This is a genomic window from Paenibacillus plantarum, assembly GCF_013141695.1.
GTDB classification, from domain to species: Bacteria; Bacillota; Bacilli; order Paenibacillales; family NBRC-103111; genus Paenibacillus_E; species Paenibacillus_E plantarum.
Genome location: NZ_WHNY01000037.1, coordinates 73,049 through 99,944 on the forward strand (window position 1 = coordinate 73,049; position 26,896 = coordinate 99,944).

The window sequence follows — 26,896 nt, forward strand, 5'->3', positions numbered from 1 at the left end:
CATAGGATGTTTATCGGCCTCATTGCCACTGCTGCCACTTCCTCGTGAACAGCATGATAGATGTATTTTTTTCATTAAATTAAACATAAAAAGCCTATCCAGTTACGTAATTGTAAGGGGATAGGCGCCATTGCCTTCGTTAGGTGGCACATCATTGTGCCGATTTCTTACCTTGATTATACGACGCGTTTAAATACATGTCAATAAACTTAACACAAAAAAATTTATTAGAGAGCCGGAGTAGCATATCGACAAATTTCAGGTGCGTATGCTATAGTATTGCCGTATAATAATACCAATTAAGCTCTAAACCTAACATGTACTTGTCATGAGTTGAAGTTATTCAAGATGGAGGTATTCCCATGTTACAATCATTCATTCTGGTCGACGAGTTCATGCCAACTCGCTCAGCTACCTCCTCTGAGCCCTCACATGCTGTTCGAACGGAAGACATGCAAGGAAAAGAAATTTCACCTGATGAAATCATGAAGGATTTGGGTTTCCGCATTTATACTTCATCTAATATGAAAGAAATTTCCTTTATCATCCCTAAGGTCGATGCTGTATTATTATCAGTAGGTCCTGAACAAGTCACAGATTGGCGTATACGGTTGCTCGCACAGCGAAGTCTCCCCATATTTTGGTGGTGTAATAAGCTAACTTTTCCTTCTAATGAATGTAAAATGGATGCGGGAATAGATGGGTTGATCGGTCCCACGATGAGCCCACTGGAAATTCATTGTGCGTTGATACTGGGTGTGAACCATTATTTTCAACGAACCGAGTGGCATCAGGAGCGCGAACAACTGCTGTCCAAGCTTGAAGAACGTAAGTGGGTTGATCAGGCGAAGCGAATTTTATGCGAAATCAAAGGTATCTCGGAAGCTGAGGCTTATGATTTCCTCCGTAAACAAGCTATGAATGAACGTAAGCGTATGGTCGACGTCGCAACCTCCATCGTCAAGGTATATCAGATACTTCAGGATCAGAACAAAGGGGGCCGCAAACGATGATATCCTTATTAAAAGAAGTAGGCCGCGGTAAACGCGGAGCCAGAGACCTTTCCTACGAAGAAGCGGCTCAAGCAGCCGAACTCATTCTTACCGGTGCAGCTACGCAAGCTCAGATTGGTGCTTTTCTTGTAGCTGAACGAATCAAGATGGAATCACCAGATGAAATCAAAGCCTTTATTCATGCCTTACGACAACGCATTAGCACTTATCCTATGCCTGGAAGTATCGACTGTGCCGGTCCCTATGATGGTCGCACACGCACATTTATCGCAACGTTACCAACTGCATTCGTACTTGCAGCCTGCGGAGTGCCGACAACCTTGCATGGCAGCCCAAGCATGCCGCCTAAATGGGGCATCACCTTGTCCGATGTGCTTACAGCTATGGGGGTAAATGCACTTGAAGCATCACGTGAAGCATTAGTTTCTGCTGCGGCGCGAACAGGCTTCTTATTTGCACCGACCGAAAGCTGGTGTGAACCGCTTGGCGAGCTGCGCGAAATTCGCAAAGAGCTCGGTTTGAGAACCGTGTTCAATACGGCGGAGAAGCTGCTGCGTTTTACAGAAGCTCCTTATATGGCGGTTGGCGTGTTTCATGGCACTGTTTTTGAGAAAATCACGAATTTGCTCATTGAATTAGGCGTTTCTCGCGGTATTGTGGTGCAAGGTATGGAGGGTTCGGAGGATTTAGGTGTTGATAAACGAACAAGAACCTACCTCATCCAGGACGGGACAAGTGAGTTATTCATTGTAGATCCGGAAATTTATGAGTTAATGGTTGAAGTCCCCGTAGTGGAATGGACCGCTGAACTGCAAGCAGAGACCACATTGTCTGTCCTTCGCGGCGACGCTGCACTCCCTTATTTAAATATGGTACTGCTCAACAGTGCTGTCCGTTTATGGGTTTCCCAGAAAGCTGGCTCCATTGAAGAAGGCATCTATATGGCCCGTCATGCGATTGAGCAAGGTGCTGCACTTCAGAAGTACACAGAATGGACCGAAGCGATTAAACCTGTATCTGCCACATAAGCCTCGTTGAAGCATATAAACCAGTTAACATCCACTTTACGGGTGCTAACTGGTTTTTTTTACAGGCTCAAGTTCTGCCTAATTATTGCATTAACTGGAAAACGTACAGCTATTTACGCGAAGTTTTCTCGGAAATCGATTTAACTGTACAAAATCCATCTAATTGCCTGGAGCACGGAGCACAGGAGATTCACGATACTTCCATACGGCTAATTCACCAAACCAATCTGACTCAGCACAATCCATAAAATGAATAAAAGGACGTAATGAATGCTCACGCATCCGTTACGTCCTTTTCCAATGTCTATTTACCAATAAATTGTTGGGTAAACATTTTACCGCACGGCCCGCCATCTACAATGCCGATACCAATATGCGTGTAATCTTTGCTGAGTATATTCGCTTTATGTCCTGGAGAGTTCATTAGTGCTTCATGCGCCGCTTGAACACCTTGGTTACAAGCAATGTTCTCCCCTGCTGCATTGTACGTAATTCCGAATTTCTCCATCATATCGAATGGTGAACCATACGTTGGTGAATCATGGGAGAAATATTTGTTATCCACCATATCTTGGCTTTTTAGACGAGCTGTTTTGGTCAACTCCGGATCAGCAGTAAGCGCAGCGAGACCAATAGCCGCTCGCTCTTTATTCACAAGATCCAGCATTTGCTGCTCTTCTACCGTTAATCCTGACGTTGAGGGAACCTGCGGTGCAGGTGTTGGACTCGGTGTTTCCGGCGTCGGCGTCGGTGTTGGCACTGGCGTTGGTGTCGTCTTCTTGGGAATCTTCAAATTACCATAAGCCCAAAGAATGGATTGTAAGGTTTGATCGTCAACATTTCCCGTCACGGCCAAACCATATCTACTTTGAAACGCTTTAACCCCAGCTTGTGTTTGATTGCCATAATAGCCTGTAATCGGTCCCGAGTAGTAACCAAGAGATTTCAACATCCCTTGAACCGCGTATACATCAGGGCCTTTTGCACCTTTGCCATACGCAAATACAGTCGTTGTGGAAGCACTGAACAGGACCACACAGATGAGGACTATCCAGATCAACCTCTTTTTGCCATGTAACATGCGTTACGTTCACTTCCCGTCGTCTTCAGTATCTTCGTCACACGATGGACGATAAGGGTAGCATTTCCTTCGAGGTGATCTTTTATCCAAATCATGAAAACTCTATCTACCTTATCCCTCATTTACATATATCAATCAGAAGATGGAATTCTACACCTAAGGGTTTTCTCCGACTGTAAACAGAGTTGAAACCATCCCCAGTGATGAAAGGGAGCGAGTCGTGTGACATGGTTTACGAAATGGGCTTTTAGTAACAAAGCAGCCGTCATTTTTTTGGTGATATTAATTTTAGGCACGGGGATCGGTAGTTATTTTAAATTGCCGATGGAATTTCTCCCAAGCGCAGATTTCCCGCAGATTAGTGTTACGGTCGTCGGCCAAGGCTACGATGCCAAATCCATGCTAGATAGTGCAACTACACCTATAGAGAAAGCTATGTCCAGTGTGCCTGGTAAGAAAGAAGTATTCTCCACATCATCCGACGGTTTCATGAAAGTTGATATGACATTTGATTCGGATATTAAAATGAAGGATGCACAAGCAAGCGTGCAAGAAGCGCTCTCCTCGATTGTTCTCCCTGCAGGGATGTCGAAGCCTTTCGTTATTCGATTAAATACCTCGATGATTCCACTCTCCTGGGTATCCCTGAACTTCAAAGATGGCATTACCAAGCAGAATGTCGAGCTAGCGCAGGAGAAAATTTTGCCTGAGTTTCAGAAAATCAGAGGGCTTGCTAGCGTAGCACTTGGTGGCACATCCGTGTCTCAAGTGATTATTCACCCTGATAAAGAAAAGCTGGCCAATGCGAAATTGCCTGCTCAAGTGCTGATGGGTGTCCTTCAAGGTCAGAACGTGACTGTCAATGTCGGTGAAAGACCCATAGATGGCAAAACAAGTGCCATTAAGGTCGTTGGGAACCTGGACGATCTCGCTACGCTTACTAATTTAACCGTAGCAACAGGCGTCAAGTTAAAAGATGTTGCGACTGTTGAAGTTTCTGCAAACAAAGATACACTGACGCGTATTAACGGCAAGGATTCCCTTACCCTGGTAGTAACTAAGGATGCTAGCTCCAACGCGGTTGATATCTCTAAGGAAGTAGATAAAATCTCAGAAGATATCGCGACGAAATATCCAGGTGCTACGGCAGAAGTGATTTACTCCACAGCTGAATCTGTCGTCACTTCCGTTAACAGTATGATGCGAGAAGTGCTGCTTGGCGCCTTATTTGCGACTATCGTGATTCTGATCTTCCTTCGAAATATTCGTTCTACGTTCATTACGATTGTTTCTATCCCTCTTTCACTTGGATTAACGTTGTTCTTGCTTTCCCAATCCGGTGTGACACTGAATATCTTGACCCTTGGCGGGGTCGCCGTAGCTGTAGGGCGGCTCGTGGATGATAGTATCGTTGTTATCGAAAATATTTTCCGAAGAACCCAGAAGGCGGAGTTCTCCAAGGAATTAATCCTGGATGCAACGCGTGAGGTTGCTAGAGCGATTACCGCATCTACCTTAACAACCGTTGCCGTGTTCCTGCCGCTTGGACTTTTGAAAGGATCCTTGCAAGCGTTTCTGCTCCCTTTTGCCTTAACCGTAACGTATTCCTTGCTTTCCTCCTTGCTGGTTGCATTAACCGTCGTTCCTCTAATGAGCGCTTGGTTACTTCGCAGTACGAAATTAAAGGAACATAAAGAGTCGCAAGGTCTGCGAAGCATCTTATCCTGGAGCTTGAATCATAAGTTCATCTCCATTCTTGTTTCGCTTATTCTGTTTGGCGGTTCGATTGCCCTTTACTTCGCCATGCCAAAAGGTGCAGTCGCAGGTTCCACAGCAAGCCAATTGAGTGTCACGCTGTCCTACGCACCCGAAACTCCGATTTCTACTGTGCGAGAAAAAGCCATGGAGTTAGAAAAATTCATGCTCGAACAAAGTGAGCTTGATCATCTTATTCTGCAACAAGGAAATACTGAAGATAATGCCAAATGGGGCAGCGTCGCGCCTCCAACAATTGCAACCTTCCAAGTATTCATGAAGAAAGATGTGGATACACAGCATTTTATCGACCAGGTCATCTCTCAAAAATCCAAATATCCGGACGCTGATTTGCAAGCAGGCGGCGGTGGCTTCGATGGCAGCAGCGGTTCCGCCATTACCGTTGATTTAACGGGAGATTCCGCTAAGAGTCTAGATCAAGCAGCTGCGGATGTCATTGCGGCAATTAAAGGTATTGAAGGCGTTGAGAAAGTGACGAGTAATCAAAATGTAACCAAACCTGGCTATTCGATCACAGTTGATCCTGCTCTGGCTAAACCCGAGGAAATTGCAGGTACCATTCGCTCCCTTATGAACCCAACACCCATTGGTTCCATGAAGCTGGAGAATAAAGAAATTCCTGTAGTGTTAGATGCTTTGATTAACCCATCGACGGTTTCCGACCTATCGAATATTCAAATTATGACAGCAGCGGGTCCAGCGGCATTGACCTCAGTTGCGAAGATCGAAAAAACAAATGAGTCCAACACGATTCTTCATAAGAATAGCCAACAATTCTTGCGTGTGACGGCACTCGTAGATTCAACTAAACTATCCAAAATCAACACAGAGATCACGAAAAACACCAAAGATCTCAAGCTTCCAGCCCAAGTTGCTTTAACCGTTGGCGGAGCTTCCGCTGAGCAATCCAGTGATTTTGCCGATTTGTTTATGACCATGGGTATTTCCATTGGTATCGTGCTCCTGATCATGGTCATCACGTTTAAATCGTTCCGCGCACCGATCGCTAGCATGGTATCCCTGCCATTCGCGGCGGTGGGCGCCATTGTCGGGATGATGATCACGAAAACATCCTTCGACGTTACGTCGATCTTCGGATTTTTGATGCTGATCGGAATCGTCGTCACGAATGCCATCGTCTTGATTGACCGTGTGAAGCAAAATGAAGAGCACATGACGATTCGTGAGTCCTTGCTTGAAGCCGCGGCTACACGGATGCGTCCGATCTTGATGACAGCCGTAGCTACCATTTGTGCGATGGTGCCGCTTGTCCTAGCCAAAGCTGAAGAAGGTAGCATCGTTTCCCGAGGCTTAGCTGTAGTCGTTATCGGCGGTCTGACTTCAGCAACGCTCTTCACGTTGATTATGGTCCCAACGGTATATGAGCTTCTGCATGCTAGAAAAGCAAAACGTCAAAGAAGACCATTTGAAACGGGTCGATCGTCGCGCTAATGACAACAAAAAAGGCGAGTAAGCTGATAGTCAGCTTACTCGCCTTACCTAATTTCAATTAATAAACGTCACGTTGGTAACGTCCTTGCTCTTGCAAGCCATTCAAATAGGCTTCAGCTTCTTCGCGGCTCAACTTGCCTTCTTTTTCAATAATGTCAATCAGGGTGTTGTGAACATCCTTCGCCATGTTTTGTTTATCGCCACACACGTAGAAGTAAGCTCCGCGCTCTAACCATGTGAATAGCTCCTGGCTATTCTCCTGCATTTTATTCTGGACATACACTTTCTGCGCCGAATCACGTGAGAAAGCTACATCTATTTTGGTCAGTGCACCCGCCAGTTGATATTGCTCCAGCTCTTCCTGATACAGATAATCTGTCGCTGAATGCTGGTCACCAAAGAACAACCAGGCTTTGCCTGCCGCTTTGCTCACCGCACGCTCTTGAATAAAGGAACGGAATGGCGCAATTCCCGTACCAGGACCTACCATGATGATATCCTGCTCCGAGGACTCCGGAAGGTTAAAGTGTTTATTTATTTGAACAAAGACCGGAACGGTATCTCCTTCGTTCAGGCGCTCTGCGCACATCACGGAACATACACCTTTGCGCTCGCGACCGTGCGTCACGTAGCGAACAGCACCGATCGTGAGGTGAACTTCCCCTGGATTAGCTGCAAAGCTGCTTGCAATGGAATATAAGCGTGGCGGCATTTTTCTTAATAAAGCGACAATTTCGTGCGCGGAAGCTTTCCAAGGTCCAAATTCACTTAGTAAGTCAAGCAAATCACGGCCGTCTGTATAAGCCTTCAGCTGCTCCGTATCTGCCACAAGTTGCTTCAAACCTTCATTATCGGAAAATTCAACAGCTTGCTGAACAATTTTCTTGGACAACAACGTAAGCTCGAAATGCTTCAAAAGAGCTTCCTTCAAAGGGAGCGTTTCGTTCTGTTTATTAATGACTACCGACGTGTCCGCATCCCAATTCATAACCTCAAGGATAGCAGCGACCAACTCAGGATCATTGTCAGGAACTACGCCTAAGCAATCGCCCGGCACATACGACAGGCCAGAGCCTTCGAGTGAAAGTTCAATATGGCGTGTTTCTTTGCTGGAACTTTCTCCGTTCAAATTAATATTTTTCAATACTTTCGCTTGAAATGGATTAGTTCTGGAAAACAAGGATGGTACTTTTTCGACATCAGTAACTTGCATTTCTCTTCACCCCAGAAGAATTTTTATTATTTAGAATAGCACATGCCGCTCAACTTAGAAACGATTATTAATTAATCCTATTATGAATTTTTAACTTTTTCAAAAAAATTAAACAATTTGTCATGATAAATCATTAGCATCCTGATTTTTCGTTTAAAATAATTGCCCTACTTTACCATTAAACCCATGATTCATCTTATTATTCTTCAAAATGTATAAAATATAAAAAAAGAAGAAAATTACAGTCCCTAACAAGTCCGCTCCTTCTTTCATGGAAAGCATCGCAACTCGCATTCTTGCAAGAACATTAACTGTTTCTTGCTAATCGCTGTGGTAAAATGACTATATCGATCTTTATGCTGAAAGAGGATATACATTAGAGAACCATTAGGCAAACATATATGTTTTGCGAGCGAATTTCAGAGAAAAGAGGACGACTTGTGGACCCTACAGATTTGCCAATCGATATGATGATGCACGTGCCCGATTATCGACTCGAGCCGTTTCACCGGCATAGTATGTTGGAAATCGGCTGCTGCTTGAAGGGAGAAGGCATTTTTCATTTTGGCCATAAGAGCTATCCCATCAAGCCAGGTGATTTTTTCGTCGTGAATCCGGTCGAACCGCACCGCGCCCAATCCGATCCAGACCAGCCGGCGCAATTTCTGTTCGCATTCTTCGAACCTTCTATCTGGCTACACACCGATAAAGAGCTGCTGTTGCCATTCCTATATCGCCCAGAAGGATTCGAGAATCGCATTCCAGCTTCGCTGGTGTGCGCAACCGGCATGAAAGAAGCGTTTCTGACGATGTGGGACGAATTCAGCCGTAGAGAACCCGGTTTCTACTATATGCTCAAGGGCCATCTAATGAACGTCTGCGCCTCCCTCCTTCGTTACTACAATCCTTCGCCAGACCGGCTAGAAGCGAGCAATGTTCTTAGCGCATACCGCACACTCAGGCCGGTTATTCAGTTCTTAGAGCAGAAATACCATGACGCACTCACAGTAAACGATGTGTCTTCTTTGCTGCATCTGAGTCCCTCTCGCACGCAAGCCCTCTTTCGGGAAGCGGTTGGCATGGGCTTCGCCCAATATCTACGTTCTGTCCGTGTACATGCCGCGAAGAATCTCCTCATTCACACGTCACTGCCCGTGACGGAAATTTGCCAGCAAAGCGGCTTCCAGAGTCAGGCCGCCTTCTATCGTGCATTTGAAGATCAAGTAGGGATGAAGCCTTCTGACTACCGCAACCTATTAAGTGGTATTTTCAGTTGAAATCGAGAAGGTTTCAGTGCATTCTGGGAAGCGGTCCTCTCTTGCTATTCGTTATAATGAGAGCAAAACAACAATGGAGGCCGATTCCAACCATGCTACTATCCCTTCCTTTCCTGAAAGACCAGATCTCTACCATTCTCCGCAATAAATTTGCCCAAGGCAATGACACATCCGGCTATTTGCATCGTCTTGAAAGTTTACCGACGAGCTATGACGCTTATTTCTCATTTGCACAATCTCTCGCACAAATGCCGCTGCGGCAAGACTGGCCCTACTATGAACCCGATACAATTGAAGAGATTTGGAATGAATGTGATCCGACGAGACCTCTGGGCATGCTGAGAGCGGTGAATTTTGAGGAGAACTCACGCCGCTTGGAGACGGCATTTCTCTCCTCCGTGTGCGGCTCCATGCTCGGAAAGCCGCTGGAGGTAAATCCGAATTTGTACGAGATGCGCGAAGCCTTCTCGAAAGTCGGAGAATGGCCACTTCGCGATTACATATCTGACGAAATGCTTCGTGCGCTCGGCAGACGCCACTGGTCCTGGTTCGAAACAGCACGTGATCGCATACACTATGTGGCTCCAGACGATGACATCAACTACACGCTGGTAGGTATGCTCGCAGTAGAACAGTTCGGGACAGCTTTCACGCAGCTAGACCTGCGCAATCTATGGCTTAATCACCTCCCTATCAGCACGACTTGGGGACCAGAGCGCGTCATGCTGCTCCGATCTGGGCTTAGTTACTTGGAGCATGACAAGTCGCCTATCCCGCTCGAAGAGATCGGGCGTTGGGCAGATGTGCTGACGCCAGACAGCGAGCTATGCGGCGCTGCTATCCGCGCCGATGCCTACGGCTACGCCTGTCCGGGCAATCCAGCGCTCGCGGCAGAACTTGCTTGGCGCGACGCGAGCTTCACACACCGCCGGACTGGCGTATATGCAACAATGTTCTTGGCCGCTGCGATTGCAGCGGCTCAGGTGTTGGATGACCGGGTTGCGGTTATTGACACCGCTCTGCAGTTCGTCCCGCAGCGAAGTCGCTTCTACGAATCGGCCTCGACTTGTCGAGACATTGTCATAAAAGCTGGCGATTGGCTTGAAGCGTATGACGCCATTCACACGCGATACGGTGAGTTTCAGCATTGCGGCATCCACCAGGAAATCGGCACACTCATCAACACATTCCTTTTCGCCGAGAATGTTGGCGATGGGATATGCAAGCAAGTCGCGCAAGGCAACGATACGGACAGCTTCGGTGCAAGCGTCGGCTCCCTGCTCGGTGCCTGGTTCGGCCCCGACGGCTTTGACCATGAACGCTGGACCGCGCCGTTCCAAGACACAATCCGAACGGGTCTCGCTTACTTCTACGAGCAGTCGCTGTCCCAGCTGGCGGCCCGCATCGGGCGTTTGCCGCGGATCGTTAGCGAAAGATCACATAAGATCGTGCCGAGCGAGCTTTACAATCAGGAGAACAACGCATAATCCTTCCATAAACACAATAAAGGCGCTGTGAACTACTATGCAAAATTGCACAATAGTTCACAGCGCCTTTGTCTTCGATTTTTAATGCGAAGAAACATGTTGTTTTGCTAAATTGAATACACAGTTTCGTTCCTAAATCTCATGAAATCCCATTACTTAAAGTCATATTCGAGTAATGCATTTAGCAAGTTTTCGCTAATATTAAGCACTTACGCAATATTAGCTTTACAAAATGCCGTACAAATTCCACTATTTATTCAATGAAGTGAATAAATATACAAAAATAAAAACAACATACTGAATAACTAATGTTGTTAAATTAATAAACTAGAATTTTTTTATACGTATGGTAAGACTTCATGATGCAGGAAAATAGAATTTGTTAGTGAACTCCAGTAACTACGTGGTTTTCTCAATGGTTATAAATTTAATTAAGTTCGTTAGCAATATTTATTTTGTAAATTCACTCAATGGTTTTTCTTCATATAATGAAACGCGGCTGTCGAATTGATCTGCCAATGTATTACTATAGTTCACTTTGTCATACTCAATTATTTCAAACAAATAACTCATTTCAATCGAGTTATCTTCACACAAACGAATCATATAACCAATTCGAGACTCATCAATAATTGGCTTTGGCCTTGACATCAACCTTTTAAATAACATGAAATTTTCCTGCCTCTTCTTGATATTACAAATAAAAGATACTTAAACATAGAAAATTATTTCTAAATAATTGGTGATATAAACTCTCAAATAAGATCTAAATTTTAAAAAAATTTGTTCTATCTCTAGTTTTAAATAATATATTTATAATTTTTAATTATTATATATATATGAATATGTTTCTATTTTGATTAATTGTCTACACTCTTTATTGGAGGGTTGACATTATGATTAATATCTTAACGCTAGTAGGTGCTAAAGTTAGAGATATCAGAAAGCAAAAAGGGCTTAGTCAAGAACAACTTGGCGAGAGGTCTGGTTTTCAGTTTTCATATATTGGTAGCCTCGAACGTGGAGAGGCAAACATCTCTCTAAAAAACCTCGATAAAATTGCTGATGGCCTAGAAGTAAATATTCATGAACTCTTTTCATTTTCAACTGAATTAACACATTCAAATATTAATAAAGAACCCTACCTAATCGAAATCATTGAGTTACTTTTAAAGTTAGAAGTTCCCGATTTAAAGAAGGTTAACGTAATCTTAAATGAAATATTTAACTGATTAGCATTTTTTAGTTATAAGAAAGGGACCCCAAATACAAGGGTCCCTTTCTTATCAATATTTTACATAGTTATAAAATCATTTTTACTGCGCATCTAACAGTTCTATCAATTTATCTTCATCTAGTAATAGACCATCTAAATCAAGACTTTCTGCGTCTCTGTACGGCTTTAATTTCTTCTGCGTTATCCAAAGTACTGCTTTTTCAAAAGAAAATCCTAGTTGACGATACTTTGAAATTGCTTTTTTGAAAGTAACTTTGTTAAAATCCCCTACATCCAATTCACCTTCCAAGATTTTATGCAACCTCTTTATTTCAATTAAAGTATATCTCTTTACATTCCCTTTAGTAAACTTTGGGTTTATGATTTTCGCCCTCTCTAGAGATTTGAATTGATAATGTCGAAAATTCAAAAGATGGATTGCATCTTCATATGAAATTGTATCTATATTCATGAAATCATCTGAATTTCGTTGAAGTTTAATTGTAGTATTAGCATAATGTGTTTGAATTTGAGATTCTGAAATTGATTCTAAATAATATTCAAATCGCTTTAACTTATTTATTACTAAGTAATTTAATTGAGTATTAACCCTATTAAATGCCATGTTGAAATTTCTAGGGAAGTTAAAATACAACCATATGCAATTTGCGTAGAGGTGAGATAATGTGGTTTTATCCCAAAAATAATTCTCCAATCTTCCTTCACCTGTAAAACTTGTTAATCCTGTAATAAGCTTCCTACTGTTTAAAATTAGTTTTAAGTGCTCAAGTGAACTTAATTCCTTAAAAAATGGCGCTTTCATCTCTATGATTATTTCATATAGTTTTTTCTGAGAAATTAATTCAAAAGACTTTGAGTCAATTGGAACGGCTACCGCATCTTTATACTTAAAATCACATTTTTTACAAGACTCATACCAATATGAATTTAGACTTATTTTTGCATGGCAATTACAACATCGATCTATTAAAAATACATTATGCTTCAAACAAACTGAAATAGGGATAAATGCCCAATTTCTTTGATGATGAAATTCAACACTTACACACAGGGGGCAGTATTGAACATTATTCTTTATTATTAGTTCTTCAAATAAAACTTCCCCAAAAGCATCAATAAAAAATGAATTTGTCATCATTCTTAAATTAGAAAGACTTTGATCAGTTAATTCACTTAAAACTGATAAAGAGTTACTAGTGAATTCATTTTTTTGTAGATCATATGTTGATAAATCTAAAAATGAGCAGATTGTTGAAGGAAATGAGCAATCATTTCCCTTGGAAATTCTAAATATAAAACTAGCTAGAGTTTCATTTTCAATTTTACTCAAATTTCGATTGAGCAATTTATTCATCTTTTTTTAACCTCCAATCTCCCTAATTTCTTCTCCTTCCACTTTTTCTTCAGTTCCTGAAATGTCAGATAATATTGAATCAATTCACTTTCCTTTAGTTTTATATCTACATCAACTTTTCTAGCTATAACATCCTCACTACCTATTTTTAATATTAGTTGTCCCGACTCATCAAACCCAACCAATGGAATTGCCAAGAAACAATTATTACTACCTGGATGTGCATACCATTTCTCTTTTATTGCTAATGAGCAAGTAAATAATTCACCTTGATAGTTAATTCCTTGTGGGGTAACAAATGCAAAATGATTATTATTCAATGACATTCCTCTCTTTACCTTTTTATAAAAGTATTGACAGATTGCCCCATAATGAAACATATATATTTAATTATTAATATTTATATATTTATTATTTAATTATTCACCCTTTTTAAGATTTTACATTTTAAAATGAAAGAGCTGCGTCTTTCTTTAGTGCTGTTTCTTTTTCTTCGACTGTGGGATTTTAATTTTCATGGTAGTTTAATCCCCCACGCAGGCCTAATTAATAACCCTGGCTTATTAATCACAAAAAGTAATAAGTGTGTTTTGTCAAGTGAAATTCCCTGGATTTATCAACAGCTTTTCCCTGGTATGATCATCGGTTTTCCTCAGCTTTTATCATCAGGAATTCTCTGGTTTTATAATGGAATTCCCTGTGGAATTTCCAGTTAATCGGTCACTTTTGACGCATTAATGCGTGCTTGGGGCGGTAACTTTCTCATTCAAAAACGATGAGTTGGCCGTGATGAGTGAGACAGTCAATAGGCTTCGTCGTTCATAGCTTGCAGTAATCACTTGAAAAAGCAGTTGGGCCTCCTCGCGATCCATCGGTAGATAACCCCACTCGTCTATTATGACGAGATCGGCTTTCTCTAACTCCTTCATAGTACGCTCGAGCGAACCAGCTCTCTTGCTCTCACTGAGTTTGGTACGAGTGAGGCTGCGGTGAAGAAAAAGAAACGCGTGTACATCCCAACTTCGCAAGCCTTCACACCTAAAGCGATGCCAAAGTGGGTTTTGCCCATACTTACAGGGCCGTAGAGTACAAGATTCTTTTTGTCCCGAACGAACTGACGCGAGGTCAGTTCATCCGTTTGTAGTGTGAAAGGAAGGAGTAGAGAATGAAACTCATAGCCCTCAAGTGTCTTCTTAACTGGGAAGGCCGCTTTCTGGAACAGGCGTACATTACGCAGGCGTTCTCTGTGTTCCAGTTCTTCTTTAAATACTTGATGCAAGAACTCTTCCTGCTTCGGCGTTGCTTCCAAGTCGCATAGCCGCAAGGCATTTTGGCTTAGGATGAGTTGCCGGGAAAAAAGCGCAATCTCTTGACAGACCTCACTTCGATCCATAACTAGCACCTCCTGTTGCGGGGAGTAGCTCATCATAACGACTCATATCCGACCCTGGTTCTCCTGGTGTATGGAGACCATAGTGGACGATTCGCGCAGCTACCACGGCGGCATTTTCCGGTAGGCCTTCCGTGCGTTTGCGAACGATCGCTTCCTGCATGCTCGTCATCGCCACGTCTAATCCATATTGGTTGGACAAATCCTTGATGAGTTTGAGCGCCTGCTTGAGGCTGTTCTTGCCCCACTCGTCTTCTTCCATGCAAGCCCGGTCAAGCATGGTCGTCCAGTCGACGGTATCCGTGCGTTCACTGCCGAATTCCCGGTTATGCCAGGATATGGCATCACCGGCCTCGTCTAGCGGTTCGATGAAATGTGCACTGATGTGTACAACAATTTCACGCTCAGCATACATGGGTGAGGAGGAATATGTGTGACACCCACCGGGAACAAATTTACCGTAACCGTTCGATTTTACGTGCTCTTAGCGGCAAGCCTCAAATTCGAGCTTAGGCAATGGTAGTATGGCTTTGCGATCCGCTTCAAACAGCATACAGATTGGTTCATCCTTTTTGTAATGCTCCCCAGAATTGTCGAGCTCACAGACTTGAAACAACTCTGCATTCCATTCAAGGAGCGAAGGCGCAGAACGAAGCGGCACAAAATAGTTTCGCCTTGCGTAGCTAACCTTGTTCTCCACATTGCCTTTCTCATGCCCGTTGGCTGGTTTGCAAAAGGTGACCTCAAAACCGAAATGGGCTTGAAAGCGTTGGAATAACTGCGTCAGTCTGACCACCTCACCACCCCGCCTCCCAGCACCTGTTGCGTTGTTTAGCACTAAGCGACGCGGGACACCATGAATGTGCTAAAAGATATCCATAAGACCTTGAGAAAGGCATTCTGCTGTTTCTCCCAAGAAGCACTGTACGAACGCTGCGTTGCTTTGTGGAAAAGAGAGTACGAGAAAGCGACATGTCCGCTTTTGCCCATTTAGAATGACATCACAATCACCGAAGTCCGCTTGAGCTTCGCCCGGATGCCATTGCAGCTCTTGAAAGCAGTTCTTGATCATTTTACGTTCTTGCTTTAGAGCCGTTACGTAACGATTGACAGTGGGGTAAGAGCAGTCGAACTCAGGATGCTTCTGGATTAAGCGGTCATACACACGTTTACCAGTATGTCGTTGTTTGTAGCGATTCTGTTCGTCCTCTTTTAAGCACGCATCAATAGTAGTTTTGTACGGATCCAGCTTCGAGGGCCTTGTCACAACTACTGACACCTGAGGAGAAAAATCTTCTTTGGCCATATACTTGCGGACGGTTTTCATATCAATCTTTAATTCCTTGGTGATCTGATTGGGTCCCTGTTGTTGAATTTGTAACTCTTTGACTCGGTGAATCTGCTCCATACTCTTCATCATCCTTTCTCCTCCTTGCATCTCTGCAAGAAGAATTGTATCAATTGGAAGACCGAAAGGGGCTGAAATCCATTAGAAGAATTTCCAGCTACACCAGGGATTATGATCATACCAGGGAATTCCTGATGATCATACCAGGGATTTTCTGATGATAAAACCATCCCTTTTTATTTAATCATAAACAAATAAGCGTTCACCCAGTTGCTTGGTCGGATGAACGCTTACTAGTTTACTTAAACACATTATTTGTTACTTAATTTTTTGTCTACATCAAAACCAACAACATAGCATCCCCAAATAAGAGATACGGCCGTCATAACTACAAGGAGAACTATGGGCATAATTATTTGCCTTTTCTTTTTCCCGGTCTCCGATACACTTCTCCCTTCCCTCTAGAAAGGGCACTGCCCCAAGGAAAATGCCCTTTGAAGTTTAGCTGCAGCAGGAAAACTTCGACACCACCGGTTTGGTAGTTGTTGAACAGCAAGAACTCACAGCTTCTGGTTTGACATGGGATTGGTTACTTTTCTCCGAATCGCAGCAAGAATTAGTCTGGATGCTACACACTCCTGTTTCAGGAAGTTCAATTTCCTCTCTCTCAGCTGCCGTGTAATCCCCGACCAGAGCTGCTACAGCGGTCCTAACTTGTTCATATTCTGTGGCATAAAGAAAGTAGGCGCTCTACCATAGCTTTTGGAAACCACTATATAAAAATGTTTCTCTGGTTGTCTTAACTCTTTCTCCCCATTTGGTCTTACTGTGCAGCAACTATGCACAGTAGGGTCGATGAGAGGCGCCAGTTCCACAGTACTCTCCAAGCTAGGATCCGTGATCACGCGGACTTCGTCGCCACCCTGTGCTTTTACCTTGTTACGACCTTTGCGACCCTCACGGAAGCTTCCAATCCAGGATTATGGATATACTGGTGATGGGCTGTAAACATATATCCCAAAGGAATGAGCTCTAATGACGCGAATAAGCCCTACACAATTTTTCTCGATTTTGCAACAATTGAAGTCACGATATCAGTATGGTTAACCATTTCCCCTACCATCGGCCTTTTGCAACAGGATACCTGGATCTCCATGTTTATCGGACTTTTAATCAGGAATGCAGTCACCTATATGGTAGCAAAGGTATGTGAGCGACATCCAAAAAAACAATGGTCGAAATTCATCAGTTACTATATGGTAATTGGATGGGTAAAGTGATTTCTATCTTTTATATAATAAGCTGGCTCTCCGTCACCATTGTCATTCTACGCGCGATGTCGGACTTCATCCAGTTGGTCCTCTTTTTTCATACTCCGACACTGGTGATTTCCATTATGATGATCCTCGTTCTTACGTACATTGTTTATCAAGGCGGAATTACGGCGATCGCCAGGTTTAGTCAAATCGTTGGACCTTTATTTTTACTTGTGATTATCATCTCGCTACTGCTAAACGTCCCTAACCTGCAAGTCGGGCACCTCCTGGCAATTTTCTTGGATCATGGTGCGCTCCATATTGCGAAGGTCTCGATTGTACACATCTCTTTTCTGGCGGAAAGCATCCTTATGATGATGCTAATCCCTCTGTTCAGCAAGCCTGAAAAAGTCGGCAAAGTCGCACTGCTTGCTGTAACTATCTCCTCTTTCGTCGTCATCGTTACGACCTGTATGGTGATTATGACCTTTGGCCCGCATTTAGCCGGGAAATTTATTAATCCATATTTTAATATGATCCGTTTTATCTCAATCTTGGAATACCGCAAATTTCGCAACCCTTGCCCTGGACAATGTTATTCAAAGTACGCGACACAGGTGTTTGTGGATGTTAATGACAGGTGAACCATAATGGTTCGTGCATGTTTTGATAGTACTGATCTGGCAGTAAAGTGAACCCGTGGTATTCTGCACGTTGTATCACTTCTCCGAAGGGCAATTTCTGATTTTCGCAATTCTGCTTGTTTGTGCAGCGGTTACTGCCTGATTCCTTCACGCTGTCATATGTCATTTTATCGTGAATTGTGGGGTGATTGGAGCAGAAATAACATTGGTGTCTTCGCGTTGACATATCGCTCTTCGAGCAAAGTTTACCCTTGTTTCGTAAAAGCGGCACGCGCGATCGGAAACATCATTTCCGCGCTCTTTTGCCTTTTTATATTATTGGCGCACGCCCGACAACCTTTGTTTTGAATGGTCATGTTATGGTACCAAATCGTACGCGTTTTTTGGTGATGGGGACGGCAACGATAAACTAGTGGACTCTCGGTGGTCGTATATTGTGCCTTAGTTGTGAGCAGATCATAACCGCGCACATCAAACGCCGCTTGGATCGTCGCGTAGGGTGTTCGCCGATGGTTAGTAAGCGCTTCATTTGCACATAATTCACACGGATAAGTCGCCATACCCACATTATGCGCACTTTTCTTTTGCAGGAGTTCGGGGTGAAGTGGGCATACAAAATCAAGCACTTGTGAGACATTGCGATAAGCTTCTTCAGGTGTACACAATATCACACCTTCTTCCGTGAAACTAGCTGCCACCTGTGTATAAGTAATGGCCAAAAACCTCATCCTCTATATCGTTCAATAAGGATATACCTAAAAATGTAAACACGCACATTATGTAGAAGTTTCCGTTTTCGGCTGCAAGGCAACAAATTGACTATAAAATAGACGCTCAAACTGAGCACCATCACTCCTCTGCCCGTAAGAAACGCTAACGTCTGTCCAGCCTTAGGACCGTTTGGTCCAAGCTCCGCTGATGCATTTCCGCATTAGGGGCTTGATGCAAATGCTCCATGGTTTATTCTCTTTTATCAATTATAACGACGTAAAACCTTTTCCAATCAGTCTGGAAAAGGTTCCTCATTTAGATATTCTATGTCAATGGATAGCACAATTATTAATCGGTAGGGAATGCGTAACACACCCATTGCGGATCAGATAAATGAGTGATTCCACCTATCTGATCAACTTTCTGTATTTACCCATTCACGGTATGATTTCTTTTATTTTTATAATAGGTCATGCGTGCACGGACATTCCCATTCGTCAAGCTTCTCATCTAATTCGTTAAGTCTCTGCACTTCCAAAATTGGCTTCTTTACATCATTTTCGGCTTCATACACCATGGCCAATATCTTTCGTTACTCCGGCATTGTAAATGGCGCCCATTTGATAATCCCACGATCACGTATGGTCATGCACGATGCCCTCCAATTTTACCTATGCTCCCTCCCTCATACTTGTAGCCTGTAGCACGGAAAATGGCTTTAAAGTCGGATTTATTCTGGATTTCATCCATGACGTACCCTAACTGCCTCTCCTTCATGTTATCTTCAAATAGGTCAAGCTGAATTGTTTTGGCGTTCTATAGATTATGCCAATATGAACATTACGAACGATTTCATTTTTGTAATTAGCCTTAAACCGGTCTTTGCATACTTGATACAGTTTATTAGTAGCGTTTGTCGGTACATCCAAAGTCTTCGTACGACTAAATCCGCCGCCTCCCATATCATGGCTGTATCCTTAAGAGAGGGAAACCGTTCTGCCTGCCATTTCGACTGCTCTCGCCCGCCGAGGGATCCAGAAATATAAAATATCTTTTCTTCAATATCATACCCATACACAAAGAGGTCGTGAGTAAACGAATATTTTTGAAATGCACTAGTGTTAGGAATATAGCATTTATTTACCAATAAAAAACATAATATCCTTGAGCTATACAGTCAACAAGAAACTTAGAAATTTGTTTGTTGCAACTTGACTCAACCAAGCCTTTGGTACTCTGTAACTTTTTGTCCGAGGTGAGTCTATAACAATATTATCGTAAAAGTAAGTTTTCAATACTTTATCACATCTTATTTGTATAAAATTACTAAAAAACCATGGCCTAGTTTCGGGATAGCAAGAAAGAAATGATAATTTATTAGAATAATACCGAACGATGTTATAAGAGGAGTACCTATAGGTAGCAATACCTTACTAGCAATCAATAATTATCAATCTATTCATAAATATTTTTAAGCGATTTTGAGGATACAGTCAACCCAGAATACATATCCGGTTTATTTGTAATAAAATCCTTATTTTAACATATTGTCGCAAATATCATACACGGTCACATTATTAAACAAAAAAGCTTCTATACGCCTTCCCGTACACGGAGTATGGTGAATGCTGAATTATAGAAGCAATTTTTGTAAAAATATGATTTACCGGTTCGATGCCTGATCTACCAATCGATCTAGTTTCCCACTTCACTTGGTCATATAGCGCTGTTTTATTTGTTAAGGTGTTCCTATCTGTCTTATCCGTTTGGGATTGGATGATTATTTCGGCTATGGTGAACGTATTTCCACCTAGTTACGGGAACGATTAAATGAATGCTCCGGTAGTTTTAATTTTTTGATTAATGATTCCTATATAACGTCCACCAATCGATGCTCCCCCATTTATATATCAGTTGCATATCTAGCGATAAAGGGGGAGATTATCAGCATTCTCTGTACCAGTAGCTATAACCAACTCAATCAAGCGTTTGCTGCCTGATACGAATCAATTCCGGTTCGGATATTTCTCCATTTGATAGCCTACCATTATTTGGTCTGTTAATATGATGTTCCACATAATAATCTTGATCCGTGCACCGATCCCTATACCCTATACACCGGAGGATTCTTCGTTGTTGTTCCAAGTTCTACACAGCTTCCTTGGCTTTCATCTAAGTTAGCGAGACTCAGCTTCCTCTTTTTCCTCTTGCGAGGCCTTTTTGACAATGCGGCAGGATTCACTTGATGTTACGACCTGGTATGTTGCTCGCTCTATCTCCGACAGGTACTTTTGTCGGTGCGCTTTTACGCACAGATTTCGCCATACGTAAGCATCCTAGCTACAAGGGTGGCTTGGCCCCTCCCTTGGTTGGACTTGCACCAACTAGATAATGCATGCCTCTGGGCACGCCAAACTAAAAAAGAACTGGAACGACCGTTCCAATTCTCGTATATTTTTTTAACAATCATTTTTTAATAATTGGAATCCAAACTTCACAGAGAATCCCAGTATCTACAGTATAGTATTCCTCTAATTCTGGAGCTTCGGCATGTTCATAACCCATTGATTGAAGCCATTCAGGAACCCGTTTCCATATTTCGCTGATTTCGATATGTTTTTCGTAAATTTCCGATATTACGCCCCATAACAACTTAGGAACATCATAAATCTCAAAATTATCAGGCACTGAGGCATCTGAACATTCTGCTGCTACCATATACCGAAATACACCCTCACTCGGTTGATAATCATATAGCACACCACTTAGTTGCTTTCCTGTCTTACCTACTTTTAATTCATATTGCGCAAGTTCAAACATTTTATCCGTAATTCCTTCTTCGCAACATTGTTTTAAAAATTTCGGAATTGCCCCGTTATTTTCACTGAAATTTACTGTTATTGACTTTCCAAATACTTTAAAGGCTTCTCTTTCAACAATTTTGTAATTCATTTCCTTTGCTCCCCTCAATGTTAAATAAAAATAAAGACGTGGATATGCTTTAAGAACAACTTCCGATTCTCGGGCAAAGGATGGTGTCACTCCATGCAACTTACAGAACGCGCGTGAGAAAGCATCCGGTGATTCATAGCCAAATTTAAAAGCAAGTTCAACTATTTTAATTGAGGAATTTTGTAATGCCTGCGCAGCCAAAGTCAAACGTCTCCTACGAATATATTCTGATAATGAAATATTTGTTAAAAAGGAGAACATTTTTTGAAAATGATACGAAGAGCACATGGATATTTTTCCTAATTCCTCATAGCTAATCTTGTCTTCTAGATTTTGCTCAATATATGCCATTGCTCTTTCCATTCGTTCCAGCCATTGCATAATTCATACTCTCCTTTGCGCACTAAGTATAACATGCAATATAAGATTTCTTCCCGATATTATGTATACAAAAAAAGTAGGTAGTACTTACTCAATTAGAAAGCAATTAAGACATTTTATAGCTTTTTAGAAATGCTCTTTGTCGAGGAGTTGGAGCCTTCATTAACTTCTCCTTCATTTCTTCCATTTTAAAATAAAGCACGATCGAATGTATTTCTGGACTAAACAATACATCGTTATATTCTTTACTCGCCTTTTTTAAACCTAAAGATAGCAGTAGATTGTAACTATCACTATTAATGAATGTATCTGCTAATACATATGTGCATTGTAGTTTTAGTAAACTGTCGAACACAGTTTGCAACAATTTCGTATAAATGAAGGACGACCGATATTCCTTTTTAACAATTAACCTACTTACCTCAGCAGTATTTTGTAAAGATAATTGCTTGTATAAAGAGGGCATAATCCTATCAAAAACCGGAAGTCCTATCTCGTTACAACGTATCACTCTCGCACAAGCAATGATTTCGTTAAACTTTTCGATAATTATATGTTCTGAATAAATGTCATAATGATCGAATTCCATTTGAAGTAGTTGAAATTCCGACTTGGATGGTAAGTAATGCAATTCTTCAACAAAAGCAAAATATCTAAATTCCAAAAGTCTGTATAAGTCTTCTCGCTGTCTGTCGTATCTAAAGATTTTGGTAGTAATCATGTTCTTGTGCCCCCACACACGCAAATATCGAATAATTGACTCCGGAACAAGCTTTACTTTCACAACATGATGCAACCGTATTTTTTAATATCCCAGGTTTCTGTTTTTTTGGGTGATCCATGAATCTCAATTAGAATATTGGACAACCATCTGAAAGGTTCCTACTCCAATTTCTGAAGTGAAGTAATATAAGTTTATTTACTTTTTACTTTTAAAACAATGGAAGTAATATATCGTTCGGTTGAGCTTGTTAAGGTTAAATATATTGCAGATCCTAGTCAAAATAATCGTCAACGAATGCAATAGCCATTTTAACTTCTTCCTCCTTCTAATTGTATATTTTCTCGAAAATTTAGTTGAGAGTAACCACATTTAAAATTTCTTTAGTGAGATTTTTTATAATACTCTGGGGATATCTCTCGTACAAGTTTCAAAAAGCACTAAGCCAGTATATTTAATTTCTGATAAATTAAGCACTTTGACAACGTCTAATATCTTCTTACATCATCCTGATAGATTGCGTTAAGATTTGATATGATAAGATTTTGAAGCTATTTCGATGTTCTCTGATTTGTTATTAACCTCACCAGACTTCATCTTCGTTTTGACCCACCTTAGCGCTGCCCCAGCGAACACAGACGTAAATATAGCCATTAGAACTACAGCAACAAAAATTCGCTCATCAATTATTTTTGCTTCCAATGCAATCGATGCGATAATAATTTCAACAGCCCCACGCGCATTCATACCTAAACCAACTGTCAACGCAGACTTTTTTGTCATCCCTCCTAGCCAGGCGCCGCCCCCAGAGCCTAATATTTTCCCAACACAAGCAATCACAAAAATTACGATACAAGTCCATACCTCGAAATTTCGTGAAAAATCTACCATAAAACCGACGGATACAAAATATAACGGAGCAAAAAAATCCATTGAAATACGACGAAATACTGCTTCTACTGCCTCGTCCATTACATTTCTCATAGTGGCTCCGAAAATAAAAACTGCAAAAAAGGGATGAATCCCCGTCAACTCCGCACACCCTGCTACAAGAAGTATTATCAGCGATACAACCCCGAAATAATTGAATGGCCGCTGCGCTTTCTCCTGGTAGTAACGAAGGATATCTTTAAGGTAATGGGATCCTATTAATAAGAGACAAGGAAACACAATAAACTTAATCGAAATGAGTATCATGTTTAATAGGTTGACCCCAGAATCAATGAAACTGATAAGACAAGCGAACAATATCCAGCATACCAGATCTGTAATTGTAGCAGCAGTAATTATTACTGTTGCTTCCTTACTATCTTTCAACTTCAAGTCCATTAAAATCCTTAAAATAACAGGCAACGCTGAGACGGCAAGTACAATACCCATAAAAAACATAAAGATCCATTTATCTGTAAAAGCGGTATTAATCTGAGGATACATCCAAACTAAACAAATTCCCAAAGAAAAGGGAAAAATTAATCCTAAAATCCCTGCAGAGATTGCTGGTTTTTTATATTTAGAAGCGATAGAGAGATTTATTTCGAGCCCTGCCAAAAACATAAAAAACAGCATGCCAATTTGTATAACCCCACTAAATGCAGAAGAAATATGAGTGACTTCGTTCGTTCCCGGAATATAAACAAGGAATGCTCCTACGACAACCCCTCCGATAAGTTCACCGATGACTTTGGGTTGCCCTAACAGCTTAGATATCCATCCAAAATACATTGATATTAATAGAAAAATAGCGACCTGAAAAAAAAGTATAACTAACTGATAATTTACCACTTTTAAACAACTCTCCCTTTCTTACTGTTTGAATAAAATTCACACAACATTTAACTTTAATTCCTATAAATGAAAAATAAGGAGTTAAATGATCAATTTTCAACGCAAGGGTGATCTCCAAGCTTAACCAAAAAAGGGTTCGAGTAGTCGAACTCAGTCGGATTGAACCGAATCCCAGATTATCTACTGTAGAAAAGTGTTAATATGTCGCAAGTACTCCATTAATATCATCTTGGTCGTTGCAGAATGAGTAAACCTGCATTCTATCCTTTTATCTCTAATCTGTAATTAAGATGTTCACCTCAAATTTAATCACTTTCCCTCAAAGTTAAACTAACGTTCAGCAGTTGCTACTTATTCCAGCTTAATTTTTCAGTAGAAAATCTCATAGGAAGTGCCAATATTATTGGTATATTGTAAATCCTTTATCTCTGTAAGACTTAAATTTAAACGTAGCGAATAGTACTGTGTTTGCACTAACTTTTACCAATTACTTTAAATTGTTGCCAATACTTCAATTCCGACATCTAAACTCATTTCATTCCCCATAAATTCAAGAGAAATTTGAGCCCTTCTCTTGCGTTTATCAATTTTCTTTATAATACTTTCTTTTCCTTTTAAGGGTCCGTTATATACAGTCACATTTGAGTTTTCAACATAGATGGTCGAGTAGTCAATCGTCTCTTCATCATCAATAAGTTGTAAAATTAAAGTCATTTCTTCGTCGTCTATTGTGGAGAATAAGTAATTTTCCAAAACCTCTTCTAAATTGTTTCCGTCAAAAACTTCGTTATTGTCCCTGTTACGAAATCTATTCAAGAGTCTATAGTACCCTGGAATATTTTTTAGACCATAATAGGTATTCACATCCATTTGCGTATTTACAAGGACATAACCAGGAAACAACTTTCTGAAGACCTCGTATGTCCGTCCCTGCTTTTTTTCTTTCAATTTTCGTCTTGGTACGATTGCGTGAACGAGCGATTTATCTAAAAATCTATGAATCATTGTACGAACCAAATCTTCTCTTCCCGTTTCTACATATAACGCATACCACTTCATGCCTCAGTTCTACCCCTTTTTTCCATGTGTAGTGCAACTTTACATAAATTTAATTCTATTATTAATTATTGAACAATCTATCATACTAAATGAAACTACTCAATATTATCTAAATAATCAGATATTTAATTTAAAATTAGATAATTTTTAATATGAAAACTGTGGTAGTATTATGTAAGAGGAATGGAAGGTGCAGAGATAAAAACAAGTATCCTAATTTTTTTCTAACTAGGAAGATGGCTTTTTCTTTAAAGTTGACATATACAGTACTCATGGTCCGTTCACAAAATAAGCAGGTCACCAACTCAAACGTTGGTAGCCTGCTTATTTGATAGTTTAAAATTTATTATGTGGGTATGCCAAGTTTATTCTGTAAACTATAATTAAGTCATAATTACCAAAGTAATTTAGTGAATATAAGATGATCACTCACCAACTATCTTATCGAAGTTACTCCTTTTTTCTTCATTTTTATTAGTTTATCCTTAATTCTTATGCTTTTATTCATATGTAAAAAGTTATGCCTTGTCGTTGGCATAAGAAATAAACCTGCAACTTTCTTTTTGCTCCAATAATCTGCCAACCATTTTGTATCCTCATTAAGAATCTTCTCATCGAATAATCTCAGTATCCGGCTAGCCTGTACCTTTTCTTTAACTTCTGAAGGCTTAAGCGAGTTGACAATCTCTCGAGTCTGTCTTCCGACAGCAATCCTGTATGCTAATAAAGATTCGATATTGATATATGAATTAAATTCTTCCATATCCGCTTCATTCATTTCATTACCAGGAGTAGCGAATCTAATATTCATTTTCTCAAGCCAATTATCAGAGTAAAGTACTTCTTTACCACCAACAGCCAATATATTCATAGTGATATCTTCTACTCTCGCCATATGCCATAGATGCCAAGCAATCGAATTGCTAGTATCAGAACAAGGAACAGGATACCAACGTAATAATTCTTCAGTCATATTTTCCATTAAGATCTCTTCACTATGTACACCTAAATCACCCGCCATTTCAGAAGAATATAATGATCCATGAAGATCTAATAATAATTCCACTACTTTGTCATGTTCTGCAGGTTTCAAAATACTAGCATTTAATGCTCTATGCTTCACATTCCATGCATTCCGTTGTTCCATATTCATATTCTACACCCCTATTTGTAAGTATGATTAGCTCAATAATAAAATTAACATTTTTATCTTTTTATTGGAAGAAATATTTCTATTTCTGAGTTCGAATCATGTGGAGAATCAGCTTTTTTATAATAAGCATAATTGTAATTATAGGCCATTGTTATACCTGATTTTGGAAACCATTCCTTAAATATGTACATATAAGCTCTAAGGATATAAATTGGTTTTCCAGTGTATGTAAAGATTGCGTGTTCACCTGCAGGTAGTGTTTTACCAATGCACCCGTGAGGAATTTCATTAAGATCATCCACCTCAACACCTACCATATACATAAACTTCTCTTTTGAAGGCTCCGATGTCATTCGGGCATCTTTCTCAGACCATATTTCTAACTCATATGTAAAAGGGTAAGCTGCTTTACGTTTAATACTTACATTGTTATTAATGTTATAGAATAATCCCCACACTATAGGTTCTGGTGATCCCATTTCTTCTAACGATGCTAATGTTGTTACTCCTATAATATTCTTTTTATCTAGCATTACAAACTTAGGTTCTTTATTTAGCATGTTTGCCTCCAATACATA

The 26,896-nt window shown here is 40.8% G+C and carries 23 protein-coding genes and 2 pseudogenes; 7 read left to right on the top strand and 18 right to left on the bottom strand.

The genetic code is table 11. The annotated features are described in order from the left end of the window. Window positions 1-362: 362 nt before the first annotated feature. A complete protein-coding gene (locus tag GC096_RS11860) occupies window positions 363-1,013 on the top strand; it encodes an ANTAR domain-containing response regulator (protein WP_246302711.1) in 651 nt (216 codons plus the stop codon). Continuing rightward, window positions 1,010-2,041, top strand: coding sequence for an anthranilate phosphoribosyltransferase (locus GC096_RS11865; RefSeq protein ID WP_171630433.1), 1,032 nt, complete (start codon window positions 1,010-1,012; stop codon window positions 2,039-2,041). Before GC096_RS11860 ends, GC096_RS11865 begins: the two co-directional genes overlap by 4 nt. Window positions 2,042-2,345: 304 nt before the next feature. Here the strand turns inward: GC096_RS11865 and GC096_RS11870 are convergent, their stop codons facing one another. Beyond that, window positions 2,346-3,122, bottom strand: coding sequence for a peptidoglycan-binding protein (locus GC096_RS11870; protein WP_171630434.1), 777 nt, complete (start codon window positions 3,120-3,122; stop codon window positions 2,346-2,348). Window positions 3,123-3,344: 222 nt separating this feature from the next. On the opposite strand from GC096_RS11870, the gene GC096_RS11875 reads away from it, so the two are divergent. Continuing rightward, entirely contained in the window at window positions 3,345-6,350 is a 3,006-nt protein-coding gene (locus tag GC096_RS11875; protein WP_171630435.1) for an efflux RND transporter permease subunit, read from the top strand. A 58-nt stretch (window positions 6,351-6,408) separates the two neighbouring features. Here the strand turns inward: GC096_RS11875 and GC096_RS11880 are convergent, their stop codons facing one another. Then, window positions 6,409-7,563: a sulfite reductase subunit alpha gene (locus tag GC096_RS11880; RefSeq protein WP_171630436.1), complete on the bottom strand. Its 1,155-nt coding sequence runs from the start codon at window positions 7,561-7,563 to the stop codon at window positions 6,409-6,411. A gap of 401 nt (window positions 7,564-7,964) precedes the next feature. On the opposite strand from GC096_RS11880, the gene GC096_RS11885 reads away from it, so the two are divergent. Both GC096_RS11885 and GC096_RS11890 read left to right on the top strand, forming a co-directional pair. Next, a complete protein-coding gene (locus tag GC096_RS11885) occupies window positions 7,965-8,840 on the top strand; it encodes an AraC family transcriptional regulator (RefSeq protein WP_171630437.1) in 876 nt (291 codons plus the stop codon). 92 nt (window positions 8,841-8,932) lie between these two features. Next, window positions 8,933-10,327 (top strand): ADP-ribosylglycohydrolase family protein, encoded by a 1,395-nt coding sequence (locus GC096_RS11890; protein WP_171630438.1) that lies wholly within the window; start codon window positions 8,933-8,935, stop codon window positions 10,325-10,327. Between the two features lie 450 nt (window positions 10,328-10,777). Here the strand turns inward: GC096_RS11890 and GC096_RS11895 are convergent, their stop codons facing one another. Continuing rightward, window positions 10,778-10,996 (bottom strand): hypothetical protein, encoded by a 219-nt coding sequence (locus GC096_RS11895; RefSeq protein ID WP_171630439.1) that lies wholly within the window; start codon window positions 10,994-10,996, stop codon window positions 10,778-10,780. Window positions 10,997-11,223: 227 nt separating this feature from the next. On the opposite strand from GC096_RS11895, the gene GC096_RS11900 reads away from it, so the two are divergent. Then, on the top strand, window positions 11,224-11,559 hold the full coding sequence (locus GC096_RS11900) for a helix-turn-helix domain-containing protein (protein WP_171630440.1): 336 nt from the start codon (window positions 11,224-11,226) through the stop codon (window positions 11,557-11,559). Window positions 11,560-11,643: 84 nt separating this feature from the next. Here GC096_RS11900 and GC096_RS11905 read toward each other — a convergent pair whose 3' ends face one another. The 7 genes and pseudogenes from GC096_RS11905 to GC096_RS38695 form a co-directional block, all read right to left on the bottom strand. Next, window positions 11,644-12,918, bottom strand: a complete 1,275-nt coding sequence (locus GC096_RS11905; RefSeq protein ID WP_171630441.1) for a TniQ family protein — start codon at window positions 12,916-12,918, stop codon at window positions 11,644-11,646. Further along, a complete protein-coding gene (locus GC096_RS11910; RefSeq protein WP_171630442.1) occupies window positions 12,915-13,238 on the bottom strand; it encodes a hypothetical protein in 324 nt (107 codons plus the stop codon). Before GC096_RS11910 ends, GC096_RS11905 begins: the two co-directional genes overlap by 4 nt. Window positions 13,239-13,652: 414 nt before the next feature. Continuing rightward, a pseudogene (locus tag GC096_RS11915) lies at window positions 13,653-14,347 on the bottom strand (ATP-binding protein). Next, window positions 14,298-14,588 carry a hypothetical protein gene (locus GC096_RS11920; protein ID WP_171630443.1) on the bottom strand — a complete coding sequence of 97 codons (291 nt, stop codon included), beginning with the start codon at window positions 14,586-14,588 and terminating at the stop codon, window positions 14,298-14,300. The pseudogene GC096_RS11915 and the gene GC096_RS11920 overlap by 50 nt, the downstream one beginning before the upstream one ends. Window positions 14,589-14,792: 204 nt before the next feature. After that, window positions 14,793-15,104 carry a transposase gene (locus tag GC096_RS11925; RefSeq protein WP_171630444.1) on the bottom strand — a complete coding sequence of 104 codons (312 nt, stop codon included), beginning with the start codon at window positions 15,102-15,104 and terminating at the stop codon, window positions 14,793-14,795. 69 nt (window positions 15,105-15,173) lie between these two features. After that, a complete protein-coding gene (locus tag GC096_RS11930; protein ID WP_171630445.1) occupies window positions 15,174-15,728 on the bottom strand; it encodes a hypothetical protein in 555 nt (184 codons plus the stop codon). Window positions 15,729-16,157: 429 nt separating this feature from the next. Then, window positions 16,158-16,570: pseudogene (locus tag GC096_RS38695) on the bottom strand (flavoprotein); the annotation flags it as partial. Between the two features lie 317 nt (window positions 16,571-16,887). Here GC096_RS38695 and GC096_RS11935 point away from each other — a divergent pair. Beyond that, a complete protein-coding gene (locus tag GC096_RS11935; RefSeq protein ID WP_171630446.1) occupies window positions 16,888-17,556 on the top strand; it encodes a GerAB/ArcD/ProY family transporter in 669 nt (222 codons plus the stop codon). Window positions 17,557-17,801: 245 nt separating this feature from the next. Here the strand turns inward: GC096_RS11935 and GC096_RS11940 are convergent, their stop codons facing one another. The 8 genes from GC096_RS11940 to GC096_RS11970 all read right to left on the bottom strand — a co-directional run bounded on the left by GC096_RS11940 (window position 17,802) and on the right by GC096_RS11970 (window position 26,878). Further along, entirely contained in the window at window positions 17,802-18,275 is a 474-nt protein-coding gene (locus tag GC096_RS11940) for a hypothetical protein (protein ID WP_171630447.1), read from the bottom strand. A 765-nt stretch (window positions 18,276-19,040) separates the two neighbouring features. After that, complete coding sequence (locus GC096_RS39545; protein WP_376769495.1) at window positions 19,041-19,229, bottom strand: DinB/UmuC family translesion DNA polymerase; 189 nt, start codon at window positions 19,227-19,229, stop codon at window positions 19,041-19,043. A 1,504-nt stretch (window positions 19,230-20,733) separates the two neighbouring features. Further along, entirely contained in the window at window positions 20,734-21,600 is an 867-nt protein-coding gene (locus GC096_RS11945; protein ID WP_171630448.1) for an AraC family transcriptional regulator, read from the bottom strand. Between the two features lie 106 nt (window positions 21,601-21,706). Next, a complete protein-coding gene (locus GC096_RS11950; protein ID WP_171630449.1) occupies window positions 21,707-22,321 on the bottom strand; it encodes a GNAT family N-acyltransferase in 615 nt (204 codons plus the stop codon). A 522-nt stretch (window positions 22,322-22,843) separates the two neighbouring features. Next, on the bottom strand, window positions 22,844-24,103 hold the full coding sequence (locus GC096_RS11955) for a cation:proton antiporter (RefSeq protein ID WP_171630450.1): 1,260 nt from the start codon (window positions 24,101-24,103) through the stop codon (window positions 22,844-22,846). 495 nt (window positions 24,104-24,598) lie between these two features. Further along, complete coding sequence (gene loaP / locus GC096_RS11960; protein ID WP_171630451.1) at window positions 24,599-25,165, bottom strand: antiterminator LoaP; 567 nt, start codon at window positions 25,163-25,165, stop codon at window positions 24,599-24,601. Between the two features lie 436 nt (window positions 25,166-25,601). Then, a complete protein-coding gene (locus GC096_RS11965) occupies window positions 25,602-26,318 on the bottom strand; it encodes a DinB family protein (RefSeq protein WP_171630452.1) in 717 nt (238 codons plus the stop codon). A gap of 53 nt (window positions 26,319-26,371) precedes the next feature. Beyond that, complete coding sequence (locus GC096_RS11970; RefSeq protein ID WP_171630453.1) at window positions 26,372-26,878, bottom strand: GyrI-like domain-containing protein; 507 nt, start codon at window positions 26,876-26,878, stop codon at window positions 26,372-26,374. Window positions 26,879-26,896 lie beyond the last annotated feature (18 nt).

Excerpts from the sequence above, each read along its gene's own strand:
- GC096_RS11860 (WP_246302711.1), top strand. The coding sequence starts at position 363 with ATGTTACAATCATTCATTCTGGTCGACGAGTTCATGCCAACTCGCTCA.
- GC096_RS11865 (WP_171630433.1), top strand. The coding sequence starts at position 1,010 with ATGATATCCTTATTAAAAGAAGTAGGCCGCGGTAAACGCGGAGCCAGA.
- GC096_RS11870 (WP_171630434.1), bottom strand. The coding sequence starts at position 3,122 with ATGTTACATGGCAAAAAGAGGTTGATCTGGATAGTCCTCATCTGTGTG.
- GC096_RS11880 (WP_171630436.1), bottom strand. The coding sequence starts at position 7,563 with ATGCAAGTTACTGATGTCGAAAAAGTACCATCCTTGTTTTCCAGAACT.
- GC096_RS11885 (WP_171630437.1), top strand. The coding sequence starts at position 7,965 with ATGTTTTGCGAGCGAATTTCAGAGAAAAGAGGACGACTTGTGGACCCT.
- GC096_RS11890 (WP_171630438.1), top strand. The coding sequence starts at position 8,933 with ATGCTACTATCCCTTCCTTTCCTGAAAGACCAGATCTCTACCATTCTC.
- GC096_RS11895 (WP_171630439.1), bottom strand. The coding sequence starts at position 10,996 with ATGTTATTTAAAAGGTTGATGTCAAGGCCAAAGCCAATTATTGATGAG.
- GC096_RS11900 (WP_171630440.1), top strand. The coding sequence starts at position 11,224 with ATGATTAATATCTTAACGCTAGTAGGTGCTAAAGTTAGAGATATCAGA.
- GC096_RS11905 (WP_171630441.1), bottom strand. The coding sequence starts at position 12,918 with ATGAATAAATTGCTCAATCGAAATTTGAGTAAAATTGAAAATGAAACT.
- GC096_RS11920 (WP_171630443.1), bottom strand. The coding sequence starts at position 14,588 with ATGCTTGACCGGGCTTGCATGGAAGAAGACGAGTGGGGCAAGAACAGC.
- GC096_RS11930 (WP_171630445.1), bottom strand. The coding sequence starts at position 15,728 with ATGATGAAGAGTATGGAGCAGATTCACCGAGTCAAAGAGTTACAAATT.
- GC096_RS11935 (WP_171630446.1), top strand. The coding sequence starts at position 16,888 with ATGGTCGAAATTCATCAGTTACTATATGGTAATTGGATGGGTAAAGTG.
- GC096_RS39545 (WP_376769495.1), bottom strand. The coding sequence starts at position 19,229 with ATGGGAGGCGGCGGATTTAGTCGTACGAAGACTTTGGATGTACCGACA.
- GC096_RS11945 (WP_171630448.1), bottom strand. The coding sequence starts at position 21,600 with ATGCAATGGCTGGAACGAATGGAAAGAGCAATGGCATATATTGAGCAA.
- GC096_RS11950 (WP_171630449.1), bottom strand. The coding sequence starts at position 22,321 with ATGATTACTACCAAAATCTTTAGATACGACAGACAGCGAGAAGACTTA.
- loaP (WP_171630451.1), bottom strand. The coding sequence starts at position 25,165 with ATGAAGTGGTATGCGTTATATGTAGAAACGGGAAGAGAAGATTTGGTT.
- GC096_RS11965 (WP_171630452.1), bottom strand. The coding sequence starts at position 26,318 with ATGAATATGGAACAACGGAATGCATGGAATGTGAAGCATAGAGCATTA.
- GC096_RS11970 (WP_171630453.1), bottom strand. The coding sequence starts at position 26,878 with ATGCTAAATAAAGAACCTAAGTTTGTAATGCTAGATAAAAAGAATATT.